Source organism: Rhizobium mayense (assembly GCF_030272705.1).
GTDB lineage: Bacteria > Pseudomonadota > Alphaproteobacteria > Rhizobiales > Rhizobiaceae > Rhizobium > Rhizobium mayense.
This window is the reverse complement of record NZ_JARFYM010000004.1, coordinates 181,193-198,127: the sequence shown is the minus strand read 5'-3', so window position 1 is coordinate 198,127 and position 16,935 is coordinate 181,193. Positions and strand designations below refer to the sequence as shown.

Sequence of the window (16,935 nt, the reverse complement as noted above, 5' to 3'; positions counted from 1 at the left end):
ATGACAATGAAGGCTGTACGATACTACTCGAAGAAAGACATCCGCGTTGAGGACGTACCCGCGCCGAGCGGGCCGCTCGGGGAGGACATGGTTCTGATCGAGCCCCTGGTCTGCGGCATCTGCGGAACGGACCTGCACGAATATATTGCAGGCCCGATCGTCACTCCGGCCACGCCGCATGTATATTCCGGCGCGACCTTGCCGCAGATCCTCGGCCACGAGTTTTCGGCGCGCGTGCTCGAAGTCGGCAAGAACGTCACGCATGTCCAGCCGGGTTCGCGCGTTTCCATCCAGCCGCTGATTTCGCCGCGGGACGATTATTACGGCCGCCGCGGTCTCTTCCATCTCAGCGAAAAAATGGCCTGCGTGGGTCTGTCGTGGGATTGGGGCGGCATGGGCGAGCGCGCCGTCGTCAACGGCTACAACGTCTTCCCCGTACCCGATTCCGTTTCCGATATTCAGGCCGCGATGATCGAGCCCGCAGCGGTGGCCCTCTATGGCGTCGACCGCGGTGGCGTGACCAGCGGCAGCACCGTTCTGGTCTCGGGTGTCGGTCCGATCGGCGCGCTGGTCCTGCTGGCAGCCAAGGCTGCCGGCGCCGCGAAGATCTTCGTGTCCGAGCTCAATCCCAACCGACGCGCGCTGGCGCAAAAGCTCGTTCCCGAAGCGATCGTTTTCGATCCTCGCGAAACGGATACGGAAAAGCTCTTCCGCGACCAGACAGAGGAGGGCGTCGGTGTCGACGTCGCGCTGGAGTGCGTTGGCGCCGAGGCCTCGCTCAATCTCTGCGCCAAGGCCGTCCGCCGGCAAGGCACCGTCGTTCAGGTGGGCCTGCATGTGAAGCCTGCGGCGATCGACGCCATGCTATGGGCACTTAAGGATATCACCGTGGAAGCAACCTGGTGCTATCCGGTGCAGATCTGGCCACGCATCGCCGCGATGATCGGAGCGGGCATTTTCCCGGTCGAAAAGATCGTAACGGCCGAAATCGCACCGGAAGATGTGGTGGAAAAGGGCTTTGAAGCACTGCTCGATCCCAAGGCGTCGCACATGAAGATCCTCGTGAACATGAAGGCCTGATCATGCGGAACCCGATGGACATCAGTGGACGCAAGATACTGGTCACGGGCGCCGCCGGCGGCATCGGCAGCGCCGCCTGCCGCTATCTGGCCTCGCTCGGCGCGACGGTCATTGCGGCCGACCGTGACGCCTCGGTCGAAAGGATTCGCGACGATATCCGCAGCAGCGGAGGCAAGGCCGAGAGTGTCGTCTTCAATGTCGCCGACAGGAACTCCGTCCAAGAGGCGGCTGCCGCCGTGCAACGTAGCTTCGGGGCTTTGGACGGGATATTCGCCAATGCCGGCATGTCCTATGAACGGCCCGCCCTGGACCATAGCGAGGCGGATTGGCGCACGGTCATGTCGGTGAATCTCGACGGCGTGTTCTGGACCGTCCAGGCCTTCGGCCGATCGATGCTGGAGGCGGGAAAGGGCGCGATTGTGATGACGGCCTCCATTGCCGGCGTGAAGGCGGTACGGCCAGAGCTGCACGTCGGCTACGACGTCTCCAAAGCCGGCGTTGCCCATATGTGCCGGGTCCTTGCCGCCGAATGGGCAAAATCGGGCGTTCGCGTCAATGCCGTCGGCCCTGGCTACACAGATACCGTCATGCTGGCCGAGGTCGGCCGAACCCAGCCCGCGGTCATGAAACAATGGTTGGACGACACTCCCGTCGGCCGCCTGATCAAACCGGAGGAAATCGCCTCAGCCGCAGCGTTCCTTCTGTCCGATGCGGCAAGCGGCGTCACCGGACATCTGCTGATGGTCGATGGCGGCTATTCAATCGCCTGATTTTTGGAAAGGAAATTCAATGCATTATATCGTTCACTGCCTCGATCACGAAGGCGCCGTCGAAAAGCGGCTGGCTAATTACGATGCCCACAAGGCGTATCTTTCCAGCGCCGCGACCAAGACCGTCATCTCCGGACCGCTTCTGGCGGATGATAATGAGACGATGATCGGCTCCCTCTTCCTTCTCGAGGCCGATAGCAAGGACGAAGTCGTCGCGTTCAACAGGGCCGATCCCTTCACGAAGGCGGGTGTCTGGAAGACCGTCAATATCCATCCCTTCAGCAAGCGGGTGGATAATCGATGACCGTGATTGAGGAAAGGCCGGTCATCGCTGCCTTGGTCGGCCTCGGCTGGTGGGGCAAGAAGATGGCGGGCCTCGTCAATGCCGGCGGAGTGGAAATGCACTTCATTCGGGGCGTAGATGCCAACCTCGAAGCGGAAGCCTTCGCAAGGGAGGCCGGCCTGCAGTTTTCCACGGATCTCGCTGAGGCGCTCGTTGATCCGAACGTCGAGGCTGTCGTGCTTGCCACGCCGCATTCGCTGCATCGGCAGCAGATTGCTCAGGTCGTCGCGGCCGGCAAACATGTCTTCTGCGAAAAGCCGCTGGATCTGACGCGCGCCGGTGCAGAGGCTTCGGTGGCGCTTTGCAGGAAGGCGGGCGTAGTCCTCGGAATGGGGCACGAACGCCGTTTCGAGCCGCCGGTCGCCGAGATACTGAAAGTGGCGGCGGAGGGAAGGCTTGGCCGCCTGCTGCAGATCGAGGCGAATTTCAGCCACGACAAGTTTCTCAATCTCGATCGGTCCAACTGGCGGCTGAAGGCCGACCAGGCACCGGCCGGCGGCATGACGGCGACCGGAATTCATCTGACAGATCTTGCCGTCAAGCTGATGGGACCGGCAAAGGACGTTAGGGTGATTTGCGAAAACCTCGCTTCCGAAATTCCGCAGGGCGACACGATGAGTGCGCACATCCGCTTCGGAAACGGCGGGTCAGCCTATGTCGCCGCCACGCTCGCTACTCCCTTCATCTCCCGTTACGCCGTCTACGGCACGCAAGGGTGGATCGAAGTCCGCGACAAGGCGCATGTCGAAGCGCCTGATGGCTGGGTGGTGACGGAAGGCTGGAAGGACAAGCCGATCACAGTGCGCGAAGTCGCACCCGCCGAACCGGTCCGCGACAACCTGCGAGCCTTTGCCCGAGCCGTGCGCGGTAAACAGGACTACCCGATCACCGGCGATGACATGATCAACAACATCGCCTTGCTGGAGGCGATCGTGCGTTCGGCCCGAACGGGCGCCCTGGAACAGGTTTGAGGAGGAAGACATGAAGGCCCTGGTTTTCGATGCACCGGAAAAGCCTGTTATCGTGGATACGGCCATGCCGGAAATCTCCCCGAACGAGGTGCTGGTCCGCACACGGGCGGTCGGTATCTGCCACTCCGACTATGAATTGCTGGCAGGGCGTTACATCATCCCGATCTCCTATCCCGTGACGCCGGGCCATGAATGGAGCGGCGAGATCGTCGAAGTCGGACGCAACGTGACGGGATTCCACAAAGGTGATCGCGTTGTCGGCGAATGCGTGGTGCGCACTCCCGAGCGCTTGCATCATTTCGGCTTCTCGCTGAGCGGGGCGGATCGCGAGTTTTTCGCCGTCAATCCCGAGTGGCTGCACAAACTTCCCGATGCGGTCGACGACAAGAAGGCGGCGCTGATCGAACCCTTCACCTGCGGCTTCTACGCAGTGTTGCGTTCGGGCGGTACGAATGCCAGCGAAACCGTCGTGGTCTCCGGCGGCGGCACCATCGGGTTGGTCTCGGCGGCCGCGGCGATCGGCATGGGCGCTCGCGTTATCGTGGTCGACCCGCTGGCTTCGCGCCGCGAAGTCGCGAAAAGGCTCGGGGCCGATGTCGCGATCGATCCCACGGGCGGCGGCGCGGCCGAAAAAATCCGCGAGCTCACGGACGGCAATGGCGCGGATCTTGTCATCGAAGCATCCGGGCACGACGCATCGCTGGCTGCCGCCTTCGACTATGCGCGCGAGGATGGTCGCATGTCGATGGTCGGCATCAATATCGGCCGTAAGGTGCCGGCGGTTCTCGGGCAGATCCAGATGAAGAACCTGACGGTGCGCGGCTGCATCGGATCGCCAGGCGTCTGGCCGGCAGCCATCCGGTTCCTGGAAAGAACCGGCATCGATCTGTCGCCAATCCAGACACATGATTTTGATCTGACCGATGCGGTTCAGGCTTTCGCCTTCGGCCAGGATCCGACAAAGAGCATCAAAATCACCCTGTTGAACGGCTAAACCCATGAATAAACACGCCTTGATCGTCGGCGCCACCGGCATTACCGGAAGCAATCTCGCCGAACACCTTCTCTCGAAGAATGGCTGGACCATTTCGGGACTGTCGCGCTCGCAGAGCCCGATCCCTGGTGTCGAGACGTTTCGATGCGATTTGGTCGATGCGCGTTCGGTGCAGATAGCGCTGGCGGATGCGAAACCCACCCATGTCTTCATTACTGCCTGGTCCCGCCAGGAAACGGAGGCGAAGAACTGCGAGGTCAACGGCGCCATCGTCCGCAATGTGCTCGATGCGTTAAAAGGACGCGGCGTCAAACACGTCGCTCTGACGACCGGCACCAAGCACTATCTCGGCCCGTTCGAATCCTATGCCAAGACGCAGCCGGAAACGCCGTTCCGCGAAGAGCAGAAGCGCCTACCGGGAGAGAACTTCTATTACGTCCAGGAAGACGAGGTCTTCGCCGCGGCAGCGCGCGATGGCTTTACCTGGTCCGTTCATCGGCCACATACACTGATCGGCTATGCCGTCGGAAATGCGATGAACATGGCCGCCACCCTCGGCGTCTATGCATCGATCTGCAAGGAGACCGGCCGGCCATTCGTCTTTCCCGGTTCGCCGCAGCAATGGCAGGCCGCGACCGACGTCACGGACACCCGGCTGCTCGCAAGGCATCTCGAATGGGCGTCGACCACCGACACCGCCGCCAATCTTGCTTTCAACGTGGTCAACGGCGAGGTCTTCCGATGGAAGTGGCTCTGGCCGCGGCTGGCGAGCTATTTTGGTATCGAGGCTGCGGCGTACCCGGGAGAACCGAACCCTCTCGAAAGCCAGATGGACGATGCCGCGCCGATCTGGGATGGCATGGTCAAGAAATACGGACTTCAGCCCAATGCCCTCTCGCGCGTCGCTTCCTTTTGGCATTCGGACGCCGATCTTGGACGACAGGTCGAGACGTTCAACGACATGGGGCGAAGCCGGAAACTGTGCTTCTTGGATTATCAGGACACAACCCAATCCTTCACCGATGCCTTTGACCGCCTGCGGGCGGATCGCATCGTTCCGTGAAGCAAAGGAGGAATCGGATGAGTAAGGACACCGTTAAAACGACGACGTCAATCGGCTATTTCACGGAAGAGAATTCCATCGAGACCGTCAACGCCCGAATGGGAAAAGACGTCAGCCCACGTCTTGCCGAGGTGATGGCCTGCCTTGTAAAACATCTCCATAGCTTCGCGCGCGAGATCAACCTCACGCAGGAGGAATGGGAGTTCGGTGTCGATTTTCTGACCCGGACAGGTCAGATCTGCACGCAGGAACGACAGGAATTCATCCTCCTGTCCGATACGCTCGGCCTTTCCATGCTGGTCGACGCCATCAACAATCGAAGGCCGGAAGGGGCGACCGAGAACACCGTCTTTGGTCCCTTCCATGTCGAGGGTGCTCCTGTGCGCCAGATGGGCGACCAGATCTGCCTGGATGGCAAGGGAGAAAGCTGCCTGTTTGTCGGCCGCGTGCTCGATCTCGACGGCAATCCTGTGGAAGGAGCCCGCATCGACGTCTGGTCGGACAATGCGGAAGGCTACTATGACGTGCAGCAGCCTGGCATCCAACCGAAATGGAACAACAGAGGCGTCTTCATCACCGGCCCGGATGGGCGGTACAGTTTTGTGGGCATCAAGCCGGTTTCCTATCCGATCCCTGATGACGGGCCGGTGGGGAAGATGCTCGCTGCTCTGGGACGGCATCCATATCGGCCGGCGCACATGCACTACATGGTCCGCGCAGACGGCTTTCAGAAACTCGTGACCCACACCTTCGTCGGCGGGGACCATTATCTCGAATCGGACACGGTCTTCGGGGTCAAGAGGACACTTGTCGCGCCCTTTGAACGTCTCGAGCACGGCAATACGCTCTGGCGCTCGGATTTCGATTTCGTCCTCGCGCGGCCGGAAAAGGTCTAGGAGAAGCAATTGGAAAATTTCGTCTACAACGCAAACCCCGGCCGCGTCATTTTTGGCAGCGGCACGATTTCCCGCCTCGGGGAGGAAGCCGAGAGGCTGGGCGCAAAGTGCGTTCTGGTTCTCTCCACGCCGGAGCAGGCGGGCCAAGCGGAAGACATTGCGCGCCATCTGGGCTCGCGCGTCGCCGGCATTTATTCCAAAGCGCAAATGCACACGCCGGTGGACGTGACATCTGACGCGATGCGGACCGTCGAGCGGCTTGACGCCGATGCGCTTGTGTCGATCGGCGGCGGGTCGACAACGGGTCTCGGCAAGGCGATCGCCTACCGCACGGATCTGCCGCAGATTGTCGTGCCGACGACCTATGCGGGATCGGAGGCCACTCCCATTCTCGGCGAAACGGAAGGTGGCCGCAAGGTCACCAAGTCCGATCCACGGATCCTTCCAGAGGTCATCGTCTACGACGTCGATCTGACGTTGAGCCTGCCCGTTGCGTTATCGGTGACAAGCGGCATCAACGCCATTGCCCATGCCGTCGAGGCGCTCTACGCCAGGGAAGCAAATCCCATCGTCTCGATGATGGCGGAGGAGGGGATTGCGGCGATCGCCCGCGCTCTGCCGCTTATCCAGGCAAACCCGCAGGACAGGGGCGCCCGTGCCGATGCTCTCTATGGAGCCTGGCTTTGCGGCGTCTGCCTCGGCTCGGTCGGAATGGCGCTGCATCACAAGCTTTGCCACACGCTGGGCGGCATGTTCAATCTCCCGCATGCGCCGATGCACACGGCGGTCCTGCCCCATGCCGTAGCTTACAACAGCAAAGCGGCCCCCGCCTCCATGGCACGTATCAGCCGGGCGCTTGGTGGAGGCGAGCCTGCTTTGGCTCTCTACGATCTCGCGAAGCGATTGGGGGCTGTCATGTCGCTGCAGGATCTCGGCATGCCCGCCAACAGTGTCGGCGACGCGGTCGAACAGGCCATGTCGAATGCCTACTGGAATCCGCGCGCGCTCGAAAAGAAAGCGCTGAGCGAATTGCTCGAGCTGGCCTATCGCGGCGATGCGCCGGCGCCGAGGTGACGATGACGACGTTCAAATAAGCGTTCAATTGCATTGAGGAGTTCAAAAGGATGCTTGCAATACGCGTCGCACTTTCGGATCCCGGGAAAGCCTCTGCTCGTGCACGCTATCTCGAAGATCACAGGAACTACCTTCGATCTGGTCTGCTTCGCATTAGACAGTCGGGACCTATTCTGGACGAAGTCGGAGACGCAAGCGGTGGCATCGTCGTTGCCGAGGTCGGTTCGCTTGATGAGATGCGGCAGTTTAGTGCACAGGATCCATTTGTGATCCACGGCGTATATGCGGATGTCAGTATTTATCAGTGGACTCCAACAATCAAAGATGCCGGATCGGTCGACGCCGCGACGGCGTGATGTACCGCCTCCGGGTTGCACTTTCCATCTACCTTGGAGGCACGACAGAGGTCGGCAATGGACAGCCGCTTTTGGGAGGAGGCGCAATGAAGGGATTTGAAGGTCTTACTTGGGAGAAGTTCCGCGATTGGCTGGCGGAAGCCGGGATGGCTCAGAGCGGATGCAATGTCGACAGCGAGGAGAAATCCAGCCCGCGACCGGCGCTGCTTCCTCGTCGTTGGGTTGACCAGCCTCGACACGGCGGAGGAACGCTGCCTGCGCATGATCGTTCACCAGCAGACGAAAAGTAACCCGACGCTGGTGTGAAAATCTTGTGGTTTTGTGCCTCCCCTCCGTCAAAGGATCTGGAAGATATTGTAGATCGGCCCGGTCGGCGGTCGATAGCCGGCGCCGATCGCCACGATGCGATTCAACCAACCGTAGTCGTCTGAACGCGTCTGGAAGATCGGGTTGATGCGAAAATAGTACTCGTCGGCCTCCACCGGCGCGCCTTGCGCAAGACGTGCGAGCACGTCTGCCGGCCCGGCGCGAATTCCCTGGTATGTCATGCCAATGAGGGCACCATCGTTCGTTTCCAACACGACGCGGCAGTCCAGTCGCACGGTTCCGTCGGCGAGCACCTGCTGCCAGTCGCTGCCTCCTTCGAGGATACGGCCCTTCAGCCGCTCCCCCTCAAAACGCCCGCCGCCCACGATGCCGACCACGCTGGGGCCGGCTTCAGCTCCCACTTTTTGGGCGGATGTGATGTTCATTTCAACGGCGAAGAGCGGCTCGACACGGAGCGATTTCAGCGACTCGGGAATGAAGATCGGAGATGACATTTGGGAGCTTTCCGGTGGGGGCTGCCGTTCCGGCGGCCGGTGGCTACTCTTGATCGATTGAATAAGGTGAATGGAAAGATAGGTAAAGGTTACTTGCCGGAAACATGTGCCTGGGTATCAAGTCGTCAAGGTTGCCTCCCGCAGAGCCCGGATCGTTGGCAGATCACGTCACCAACGATCCTTCGCTTCATCCCGACGGCAAACGGCGTTGCCGAGCCGTTCGCTCGCAATGCCAGACGTCAATGGTGGCAACATCCCCCTTCGTCCAAAGCCGGCGGCGGCACGAAAGCGGCGAATTGCTGCTCCAGTTCCTTTACGACGCCGGCTCGCCAGCCATCGGCAATCTGTGCGGAGAAGGGATCGGGAAAGATGTCCTCTTCGCCTCTTTCCAACCCACCGACGATTCCCGCCGCCACTAGGCTGACCTCCGATTTCGGAACGTCGAAATCGCGCGTCATGTCAGTGTCGACCGGCCCCGTGAAGCAGGTGTGCACCTTGACACCACGAGCAGCCAGAAGGGCTCTGAAAGCCTGCGCAGCATTGTGGGCCGCAGCTTTCGAAATCGAGTAGGCGGGCGTCGAGGCGACCGGCACGAGCGCCGACAAAGAGAGATTGTTGACGATGACTCCTTTCGACCGCACCAGCATCGGCAAAAACGCCTGAGTTACCCTCAGCATGCCGAAGAAGTTGACAGCCAGGTGACGGTTGATGACTTCGAAATCGCTGAAATCATCTGGCGCGAAGATCCCGGCATTGTTGATCAGGATATCGAGACCTTCAATTTTCTCAGCTGCGCGCCGAATGTCGCCTTCATTTGTGACATCCAGTTTGATGAAGATGACACGTTCGTCATCATGATGCTGATCGCTGCGTGTACCGGCATAGATGCGTTTTGCGCCGCGCCTCAACATTTCATCAACGAGGGCTCGGCCGATGCCGCGATTGGCTCCGGTAATCAGGACCGTTTTGTTTTCGGTATTCAAGACGTGCTCCTATGGGCTGACCATGCCATCAGAAGGATCTCTGATGATCGCAGGAAGACTAGGATCAGGTCGGCCGGGAGCGGGAGTAACAAGTCTGGCGGGATTAACCCGGCCCTGCTTGAGGATGGTTGCTTGCCGGCGGCAGCGGACCTTTTGTGATCCTCGCTTGTCAATATGGCGATCGCGGATATAACTTCTCTTGAGGAGAGGTCGCGTTCGTGGAGGAAAGGACGCGACCATAGACAGCATGTTCGCTGAGCACGATCCGTTTCTCGTAGCGCTCTCAGTGGCGGTTGCGATCATGGGCGGCTACACCGGCTTCGGCCTGGCCGCGCGCATCCGCAGTTCGCCTGGGGCCAGCCGCAGGCTGCTGCTTGCCGGTGCGGCGGCTTTTTTGGCTATTGGCATCTGGACCATGCATTTTATCGGCATGCTTGCCGCGCCGATTCCCTCTGACGCTGTCTATCTTGTGCTACCGACTGTCGTGTCTTTCCTCATTTGTGCGCTGGTGGTCGGCATTTCATTGTTCTTCGTCAGCATTGGCGAACAGTCCAGCTCACGCATCCTTGCTTCGGCACTGCTTCTTGGGCTCGGCATTGCCTCGATGCACTATGTCGGCATTCATGGCCTCGCCGGTCATTTCAGTATCGAGCATGATCCTGGCATGGTGCTGCTCTCGGTGCTGATTGCCGTCGTTGCCGCCTATGGCGGGCTTCGGATCTTTCTGGCAGGCCATGGCGGTTTCCGGCTTGCTTTTAGTGCGGTAGCCTTCGGTATCGCGGTTTCCGGCATGCATTATACGGCGATGTACGGTATGCATTTTGGTGCCGGGGGAGGCATGGATCATACCATGGAAATGGATGGGCTTGCCGCCTCGTCACAGGTGCTGGCGCTGATCGTGGCTTTGCTGTGTTTCCTGGTCGCCGTGGGCTTCTTGCTGTTTCTCGTCCCAGATGCACGCCAGCGTCCGAATGTGCTCGTCTCGGACCCAGTCGCCGATCTTCCGGCCGGCGGGGCCGAAGCAGGGGGGCGCGTCGCGGCGGTCGCCGCCCGGGCGCGGACGAGGGCAGCTCCGCTCGCGGGTCTTGGTCAGCCGCCATCGCGGCCAATGGCGACGCGCGTGCCGATCGAGGCGGCAAACGGTACGCAGTTCATCGATGTGGCGGAGATTCGCAGCGTTCGCGCCGATGCTCACTATACGCTCGTTCACGATGGCCAGCGCGAGCGCATGTGCTCCTGGCCGATTTCGGAAGCGGAATCGCAGCTCTGTCCCGACATCTTCATGCGCGTCCACCGCAGCCATATCGTGGCGGTCCCGCATATAACCTTCATGCGCAGGGAAGGTGACGGCGCCGTGGTGGAGTTGGATGGCCCCGCGCCTCATCTGGTGCCTGTGAGTCGTGCCAAGATCGCGGAGCTGAAAGTCCGCCTCGGACTGGCGAAGGGCGAGGCTGCGAAAGCGGCCAGATAAGTCAGCGAGATTGACGCAAATCGTGCGCCGAATACCGCCTTTCGTGCGAAACTCCGCCCTTGGTGATTGATGTTCCGCCGGTCAGCTTGCCAGCGCCGACGACCGACGAAATTCTTCCCTAAAGCGTCGTGTTCCGATCGAACGGGAGGAAGATCATGATACCGGGCGCATTCGATTTCTATCGGCCGAACACGGTCGCCGATGCGATCAAACTTCTCTCCACGCTTGGAGACGAAGCAAGGCCTCTTGCGGGCGGACACAGCCTTATCCCGATGATGAAGCTGAGGCTTGCTTCGCCCGAGCATCTAATCGACCTTCACGGCATTGCGAGCCTTAGAGGCATCAGGCACGAGGGCGACAACATCGTCATCGGTGTGATGACCACGCAGCACGACCTTGTGGTTTCGCCGGAAATCGCGACGGCCCTGCCTATCCTCAAGGAGACGGCGCTGCTGATCGCCGATCCGCAGGTTCGCTATCGCGGTACGATCGGCGGCAACGTCGCTAATGGCGATCCCGGCAACGACATGCCGGCTCTCATGTTGACCCTGGATGCGCGTTACCGCCTCGAAGGGCCGAACGGCATGCGCGAAATCCCCGCGACCGACTTCTATCAGGGTGCCTATTTCACCGCTCTGGAGCCCGGCGAATTGCTGACCGAGATCGTCATTCCGCAACCCGTCCAAGGTCACGGCTATGCCTACGAGAAGCTGAAGCGCAAGGTCGGGGACTATGCGACCGCGGCTGCCTCTGTGATGCTCACCATCTCCGGCGGCAAGATCGAAAGCTGCCGCATCGGCCTGACCAATCTATCGGAAACGGCTTTGCTGGCCGAAGACGCTGCCGCCGCCGTGATCGGGACGAGCCTCGATGAAGCAACACTGCAGAAAGCTTCCGGGCTCGCGCAGCAGATCATGCAGCCGGCCGCGGACGGGCGAGGACCTGTCGAGTACCGCAAACATGTGGGCGGCATCATGGTCATGCGGGCGTTGAAGCGCGCCGCAGCCCGCGCCGTGTGAGGAGGCAACAATGGCGAAGACACATGTGACAATGACGGTGAACGGTACCGAGGTGGATGGCCTGGTGGAGCCGCGAACGCTTCTCGTCCATTTCATCCGCGAGACCTTGGGCCTGACCGGCACCCATATCGGCTGCGAGACCACCCATTGCGGCGCGTGCACCGTCGATCTCGACGGCATGTCGGTCAAGAGCTGCACCATCTTTGCGGTGCAGGCGCAAGGGTCGGAGATCACCACGATCGAAGGGATGGCCAATCCCGACGGCACGCTGTCGGCACTACAGGAGGGCTTTCGCCAGATGCACGGCCTGCAATGCGGCTTCTGCACGCCGGGCATGATCGTGCGTGCCCACCGGCTGCTGCAGGAAAATCCGAACCCCACCGAGGACGAAATCCGCTTTGGTATCTCCGGCAATCTCTGTCGCTGCACGGGTTACCAGAACATCGTCAAGGCCATCCAATACGCCGCCGCAAAAATCAACGGCGTTGAATTCAAGGAGGCCGCAGAATGAACGAGATGACGGTCACGCGCGAAGAGCGCGAAGCGAAGCTCGAGGGCATGGGCTGCAAGCGCAAGCGGGTGGAGGACATTCGCTTCACCCAGGGCAAGGGCAATTACGTCGACGACGTCAAGCTGGCGGGCATGCTGCACGGGGATTTCGTCCGCTCGCCGCATCCGCATGCGCGCATCAAATCGATCGACAAGGACAAGGCGCTGAAGGTGCCGGGCGTTCTCGCCGTGCTGACGGCGGAAGACCTCAAGGGCGTCAATCTCGCCTGGATGCCAACGCTGGCGGGCGACGTCCAGATGGTACTTGCCGACGGCAAGGTGCTGTTTCAGAACCAGGAGGTCGCTTTCGTCGTCGCAACCGACCGTTACGCCGCGGACGACGGCATCAATGCCGTCGAAGTGGAATATGAGGCATTGCCGGTTCTCATCGATCCCTTCCATTCGATGGACCCGGATGCGCCGGTTCTGCGCGAAGACATCAAGGACAAGAAAGACGGCGCGCACGGGCCGCGCAAGCATCCCAACCACATCTTCGAATGGACGGTCGGCGACAAGGATCTGACAGACGCGGCATTTCGTAAGGCGGAAGTAACGATCAAGGAGCTGATCTCCTACCACCGCACGCATCCGTCGCCGCTCGAAACCTGCCAGTGCGTTTGCTCCTTCGACAAGGTCAAAGGCGAGCTGACGATATGGGGCACATTCCAGGCGCCGCATGTCATCCGTACGGTGGTGGCGCTGATCGCCAAGATCCCGGAACATAAGATCCATATCATCTCCCCCGATATCGGCGGGGGCTTCGGCAACAAAGTCGGCGCGTATCCGGGCTATATCTGCTCGGCCGTCGCCTCGATCGTCACCGGAAAGCCGGTGAAATGGGTCGAAGACCGAATCGAGAACCTGACCAGCACCTCCTTTGCCCGCGATTATCACATGACCACCGAAATCGCCGCGACGAAGGAGGGGAAGGTCACCGGTCTGCGCGTGCATGTGCTTGCCGATCACGGCGCTTTCGACGCCTGCGCCGATCCGTCCAAATGGCCGGCCGGCTTCTTCAACATCGTCACCGGCTCCTATGACTTCCCGACGGCGCATCTGGCCGTCGACGGCGTCTATACCAATAAGGCTCCTGGCGGCGTCGCTTATCGCTGCTCTTTCCGGGTAACCGAGGCGGCCTATTGCATCGAGAGGGGGATGAACATCCTCGCTCAGAAGCTCGGCATGGATCCGGTGGAACTCAGGCTGAAGAACTTCATTCGGCCCGAGCAGTTTCCCTATCACTCGGCGCTCGGGTGGGAATATGATTCCGGGGATTACCACACGGCGATGCAGAAGATGATGGAGACGGTCGACTATGCTGGCCTCCGTCGCGAACAGGCCGAAAAACGCGACGCCTTCAGGCGCGGCGAAACCCGCGAGATCATGGGTCTCGGCGTTTCGTTCTTCACCGAAATCGTGGGCGCGGGACCATCCAAGAATTGCGATATTCTCGGCATTGCGATGTTCGACAGTTGCGAAATCCGCCTGCATCCGACCGGCGCCGGCATCGCCCGCATGGGAACGAAGAGCCAGGGCCAGGGCCATGAGACGACCTGGGCGCAGATCATCGCCACGGAACTCGGCATCCCGGCCGACGATATCATGGTCGAGGAAGGCAATACCGATACAGCGCCCTACGGCCTCGGTACCTATGGTTCCCGCTCGACCCCCGTCGCGGGGGCCGCGATTGCCATGGCGGCACGTAAGGTGAAGGCCAAGGCGCAGATGATCGCCGCCTATATGCTCGAAGTTCACGAGGACGATCTCGAATGGGATATCGACGGCTTCCGGGTGAAGGGCCTGCCGGAGAAGTTCAAGTCGATGAAGGACCTCTGCTGGGCCGCATATAACGCACCGCCGCCGGGAATGGAGCCCGGGCTTGAGGCCGTCAGCTATTACGACCCGCCGAATATGACCTATCCTTTCGGCGCCTATCTCTGCGTCATGGACATTGATGTCGATACCGGCGTCTATAAGGTTCGCCGCTTCTATGCTCTGGACGATTGCGGCACTCGCATCAATCCGATGATCATCGAAGGACAAGTGCATGGCGGGCTGACCGAAGCCTTCGCGATCGCGATGGGCCAGGAGATCCGCTACGACAATGACGGCAACGTCGTCACGGGCTCCTTCATGGATTTCTTCATGCCAACGGCCGTCGAAACCCCGCATTGGGAAACGGATTTTACCGTGACGCCTTCGCCACATCACCCGATCGGCGCCAAGGGTGTCGGCGAAAGCCCGAACGTCGGCGGGGTTCCCGCCTTTTCGAACGCGGTCAACGATGCCTTCTCGTTTCTCGGCTCGACGCATATCCAGATGCCGCATGATTTCTGGCGCAACTGGCAGGCGGCGAAAAATCTTGGGGTGATCGCCTGATCGGAACCTCGGCTCATGTCCTCCACTCAATCTGCTTCGCATGATAAGAACAGCCCCCTCTCCGCAAAAGAAGAGGGGGCAGGACGTGGCGAGGTTTTGCAGCGCCATGTAATCACCGAGCGGCTTGTTGCGGCCGGATACATCGCTGACCGCGATCTTGCGACTGCTATCGCCTTGATGCAGATGCTCGGCCGGCCTTTGCTGTTGGAAGGAGAGGCCGGTGTCGGCAAGACGGAGGTGGCCAAGGCGCTCGCGACCGCTCATGGCACCGAGCTCATCCGTCTGCAATGTTATGAAGGCCTCGACCAGTCCGCGGCGCTCTATGAATGGAACTATCAGCGGCAGTTGCTGGCCATCCAGGCGCGGCAGGGCGTGGACGCAGCCGAGATCGAGCGGGGGATATTTTCTGAGGACTATCTCCTCGAAAGACCGCTGCTGGCGGCGATCCGGCGCCCGCGCGCGCCTGTCCTGCTTGTCGACGAGATCGATCGCGCCGATGAGGAGTTCGAAGCTTTCCTGTTGGAATTGCTGTCCGATTTCCAGATCTCCATTCCGGAGCTCGGAACGGTGCAGGCCATGTCCATACCGCATGTGGTCCTGACCTCGAACGGTACACGCGAGCTTTCCGATGCGCTGCGGCGGCGCTGCCTCTATCACTATGTCGACTATCCCGACGTCGATCGTGAGGCGCGCATCATCATGGCGCGGGTCGCCGGTGCCGGGGCATCGCTGGCGTTGCAGGTTGCCCGTTTGGTCGAAAAGATCCGCAAGGAGGACCTGCGGAAAGTGCCCGGCGTGGCTGAAACGCTTGACTGGGCGGCCGTTCTTGTCGGCCTTGATATTGTCGATCTGCATGCGGAGCCGGAGGCGGTCCATGAGACGCTGATGTGTCTTTTGAAGACGCGGGAGGACAAGGTGCGGATTAGCCGCGAGGTGACGGAGCGGCTGCTCGGGAGGGTCGCATGAGCTGCTGCGATACGCTTCTGACGACTGACGACATGAACGAGTTTTCGCGCCTCGTTGCGAAGAGGCTCGCCGCTTTCCTGCGAACGCTTCGGGATAATGCATTCGCCGTCGGATTGAAGGAAGGTCAGGACGCCGCGTCGCTGATGCAGACGGAGATGGCGACCAGGCCCGACCTGCTGCGTTCGGCTTTCAAGCATCTCTTTTGTGCCCGCAAAGCCGATTGGGACCGGTTCGACGGGGTGTTCGACGCCTTCTGGCTTGGCAAGCATGTGCGCTCCCGTAGCACCGTCTCGGGCACTTCCAAGCCTTCCACTGGGCCAAGAGCTCTAGCGGCAGCCGATGATGCCAGGGGCGGCTCGGCCGTTGGCGACCAGTTGCCGAAATCGGACGGGACGGACGATCGGGCAGGGGGGAGCGAGGGCCGCATGGAAGGCGCATCGCGAGCCGAAAGCCTTGAGCAAACGGATTTCCGCAAACTGTCCGATCCGGTCGATATGGAAAGAGCACATGTGATCGCGGCCCGACTTGCCGCTGCTATGCGGGTCCGCTTGACCCGCCGGGATGTGGCGCGCCGCAAGGGGTATCGCCTGGACCTCAGGCGTACCATCCATCGCAACGTCAGCCATGGCGGCGTTCCGATCAATCCTGTGCGACGCCGGCACAAGTCGAAGCCGCTGCGGCTCATCATGCTGCTCGATGCTTCCGGTTCGATGAGCATGTATACCGGCATCTTCCTGCGTTTTATCCACGGCGTTCTCGATGCGTTTCGCGAAGCGGAAGCCTTTCTTTTCCACACGCGGCTTGCCCATGTCTCCGATGCGATGAAGGAGCGGGATGCCGCCCGTGCGCTAGATCGGCTCACGATGATGGTGCAGGGCGCCGGCGGCGGCACGCGGATCGGCGAATGCCTGCAAACCTTCAATCGCGCCTACGCCGAACGAGCGATCCATTCGCGGACCTGCGTGATGATCGTCTCCGACGGCTACGAAACCGGCGATGCGGCGATGCTCGGCCGGGAAATGGCGGCGCTCGCGCGTCGCTGCCGACGAATCGTCTGGCTCAACCCGATGATCGGGTGGGACGGCTACGCCCCGGAAGCCTCAGGTATCAAGGCGGCATTGCCCTACGTGGACCTGCATGCGCCTGCTCATTCATTGGCGAGCCTGGCCGCACTCGAACCCTATCTTGCCAAACTCTGAG

Annotated in this window: 18 protein-coding genes; 16 read left to right on the top strand and 2 right to left on the bottom strand. The window is 60.9% G+C overall.

Annotated features, from left to right (window positions below; genetic code table 11):
* The 10 genes from PY649_RS08230 to PY649_RS08185 all read left to right on the top strand — a co-directional run bounded on the left by PY649_RS08230 (position 1) and on the right by PY649_RS08185 (position 7,853).
* Entirely contained in the window at positions 1-1,080 is a 1,080-nt protein-coding gene (locus PY649_RS08230; protein WP_349644416.1) for a zinc-binding dehydrogenase, read from the top strand.
* A 2-nt stretch (positions 1,081-1,082) separates the two neighbouring features.
* The gene (locus PY649_RS08225) at positions 1,083-1,850 is read left to right on the top strand and encodes an SDR family NAD(P)-dependent oxidoreductase (RefSeq protein WP_285867757.1); all 768 of its coding nucleotides are present in this window, start codon (positions 1,083-1,085) and stop codon (positions 1,848-1,850) included.
* A gap of 19 nt (positions 1,851-1,869) precedes the next feature.
* Positions 1,870-2,154, top strand: coding sequence for a YciI family protein (locus tag PY649_RS08220; RefSeq protein WP_285867756.1), 285 nt, complete (start codon positions 1,870-1,872; stop codon positions 2,152-2,154).
* Positions 2,151-3,164 (top strand): Gfo/Idh/MocA family protein, encoded by a 1,014-nt coding sequence (locus tag PY649_RS08215; RefSeq protein WP_285867755.1) that lies wholly within the window; start codon positions 2,151-2,153, stop codon positions 3,162-3,164. The genes PY649_RS08220 and PY649_RS08215 overlap by 4 nt, the downstream gene beginning before the upstream one ends.
* 10 nt (positions 3,165-3,174) lie before the next feature.
* Complete coding sequence (locus tag PY649_RS08210) at positions 3,175-4,158, top strand: zinc-dependent alcohol dehydrogenase (protein WP_285867754.1); 984 nt, start codon at positions 3,175-3,177, stop codon at positions 4,156-4,158.
* Positions 4,159-4,162: 4 nt separating this feature from the next.
* Positions 4,163-5,221 carry an SDR family oxidoreductase gene (locus PY649_RS08205; protein WP_285867753.1) on the top strand — a complete coding sequence of 353 codons (1,059 nt, stop codon included), beginning with the start codon at positions 4,163-4,165 and terminating at the stop codon, positions 5,219-5,221.
* 17 nt (positions 5,222-5,238) lie between these two features.
* A complete protein-coding gene (locus PY649_RS08200) occupies positions 5,239-6,117 on the top strand; it encodes an intradiol ring-cleavage dioxygenase (protein ID WP_285867752.1) in 879 nt (292 codons plus the stop codon).
* A 9-nt stretch (positions 6,118-6,126) separates the two neighbouring features.
* Entirely contained in the window at positions 6,127-7,191 is a 1,065-nt protein-coding gene (locus PY649_RS08195; protein WP_285867751.1) for a maleylacetate reductase, read from the top strand.
* A 50-nt stretch (positions 7,192-7,241) separates the two neighbouring features.
* Positions 7,242-7,547, top strand: coding sequence for a YciI family protein (locus PY649_RS08190; protein ID WP_285867750.1), 306 nt, complete (start codon positions 7,242-7,244; stop codon positions 7,545-7,547).
* A 165-nt stretch (positions 7,548-7,712) separates the two neighbouring features.
* Positions 7,713-7,853, top strand: coding sequence for a hypothetical protein (locus PY649_RS08185; RefSeq protein WP_285867749.1), 141 nt, complete (start codon positions 7,713-7,715; stop codon positions 7,851-7,853).
* Positions 7,854-7,882: 29 nt separating this feature from the next.
* On the opposite strand, the gene PY649_RS08180 is transcribed toward PY649_RS08185, so the two are convergent.
* A complete protein-coding gene (locus tag PY649_RS08180; RefSeq protein ID WP_285867748.1) occupies positions 7,883-8,368 on the bottom strand; it encodes a DUF3237 domain-containing protein in 486 nt (161 codons plus the stop codon).
* 239 nt (positions 8,369-8,607) lie between these two features.
* Positions 8,608-9,351: an SDR family NAD(P)-dependent oxidoreductase gene (locus PY649_RS08175; protein ID WP_285867747.1), complete on the bottom strand. Its 744-nt coding sequence runs from the start codon at positions 9,349-9,351 to the stop codon at positions 8,608-8,610.
* Positions 9,352-9,598: 247 nt separating this feature from the next.
* Between PY649_RS08175 and PY649_RS08170 the strand changes: the two genes are divergently transcribed.
* The 6 genes from PY649_RS08170 to PY649_RS08145 all read left to right on the top strand — a co-directional run bounded on the left by PY649_RS08170 (position 9,599) and on the right by PY649_RS08145 (position 16,934).
* Entirely contained in the window at positions 9,599-10,822 is a 1,224-nt protein-coding gene (locus tag PY649_RS08170; protein WP_285867746.1) for an MHYT domain-containing protein, read from the top strand.
* Positions 10,823-10,977: 155 nt separating this feature from the next.
* Entirely contained in the window at positions 10,978-11,841 is an 864-nt protein-coding gene (locus PY649_RS08165) for an FAD binding domain-containing protein (RefSeq protein ID WP_285867745.1), read from the top strand.
* A 10-nt stretch (positions 11,842-11,851) separates the two neighbouring features.
* Positions 11,852-12,352: a (2Fe-2S)-binding protein gene (locus PY649_RS08160; RefSeq protein WP_285867744.1), complete on the top strand. Its 501-nt coding sequence runs from the start codon at positions 11,852-11,854 to the stop codon at positions 12,350-12,352.
* On the top strand, positions 12,349-14,769 hold the full coding sequence (locus PY649_RS08155; RefSeq protein WP_285867743.1) for an aerobic carbon-monoxide dehydrogenase large subunit: 2,421 nt from the start codon (positions 12,349-12,351) through the stop codon (positions 14,767-14,769). Before PY649_RS08160 ends, PY649_RS08155 begins: the two co-directional genes overlap by 4 nt.
* Positions 14,770-14,784: 15 nt before the next feature.
* Entirely contained in the window at positions 14,785-15,735 is a 951-nt protein-coding gene (locus tag PY649_RS08150) for an AAA family ATPase (RefSeq protein ID WP_285867742.1), read from the top strand.
* Positions 15,732-16,934, top strand: coding sequence for a vWA domain-containing protein (locus PY649_RS08145; RefSeq protein WP_285867740.1), 1,203 nt, complete (start codon positions 15,732-15,734; stop codon positions 16,932-16,934). Before PY649_RS08150 ends, PY649_RS08145 begins: the two co-directional genes overlap by 4 nt.
* The last annotated feature ends 1 nt before the right edge of the window (position 16,935 follow it).

Excerpts from the sequence above, each read along its gene's own strand:
- PY649_RS08230 (WP_349644416.1), top strand. The coding sequence starts at position 1 with ATGACAATGAAGGCTGTACGATACTACTCGAAGAAAGACATCCGCGTT.
- PY649_RS08225 (WP_285867757.1), top strand. The coding sequence starts at position 1,083 with ATGCGGAACCCGATGGACATCAGTGGACGCAAGATACTGGTCACGGGC.
- PY649_RS08220 (WP_285867756.1), top strand. The coding sequence starts at position 1,870 with ATGCATTATATCGTTCACTGCCTCGATCACGAAGGCGCCGTCGAAAAG.
- PY649_RS08215 (WP_285867755.1), top strand. The coding sequence starts at position 2,151 with ATGACCGTGATTGAGGAAAGGCCGGTCATCGCTGCCTTGGTCGGCCTC.
- PY649_RS08210 (WP_285867754.1), top strand. The coding sequence starts at position 3,175 with ATGAAGGCCCTGGTTTTCGATGCACCGGAAAAGCCTGTTATCGTGGAT.
- PY649_RS08205 (WP_285867753.1), top strand. The coding sequence starts at position 4,163 with ATGAATAAACACGCCTTGATCGTCGGCGCCACCGGCATTACCGGAAGC.
- PY649_RS08200 (WP_285867752.1), top strand. The coding sequence starts at position 5,239 with ATGAGTAAGGACACCGTTAAAACGACGACGTCAATCGGCTATTTCACG.
- PY649_RS08190 (WP_285867750.1), top strand. The coding sequence starts at position 7,242 with ATGCTTGCAATACGCGTCGCACTTTCGGATCCCGGGAAAGCCTCTGCT.
- PY649_RS08185 (WP_285867749.1), top strand. The coding sequence starts at position 7,713 with ATGTCGACAGCGAGGAGAAATCCAGCCCGCGACCGGCGCTGCTTCCTC.
- PY649_RS08180 (WP_285867748.1), bottom strand. The coding sequence starts at position 8,368 with ATGTCATCTCCGATCTTCATTCCCGAGTCGCTGAAATCGCTCCGTGTC.
- PY649_RS08170 (WP_285867746.1), top strand. The coding sequence starts at position 9,599 with ATGTTCGCTGAGCACGATCCGTTTCTCGTAGCGCTCTCAGTGGCGGTT.
- PY649_RS08165 (WP_285867745.1), top strand. The coding sequence starts at position 10,978 with ATGATACCGGGCGCATTCGATTTCTATCGGCCGAACACGGTCGCCGAT.
- PY649_RS08160 (WP_285867744.1), top strand. The coding sequence starts at position 11,852 with ATGGCGAAGACACATGTGACAATGACGGTGAACGGTACCGAGGTGGAT.
- PY649_RS08155 (WP_285867743.1), top strand. The coding sequence starts at position 12,349 with ATGAACGAGATGACGGTCACGCGCGAAGAGCGCGAAGCGAAGCTCGAG.
- PY649_RS08150 (WP_285867742.1), top strand. The coding sequence starts at position 14,785 with ATGTCCTCCACTCAATCTGCTTCGCATGATAAGAACAGCCCCCTCTCC.
- PY649_RS08145 (WP_285867740.1), top strand. The coding sequence starts at position 15,732 with ATGAGCTGCTGCGATACGCTTCTGACGACTGACGACATGAACGAGTTT.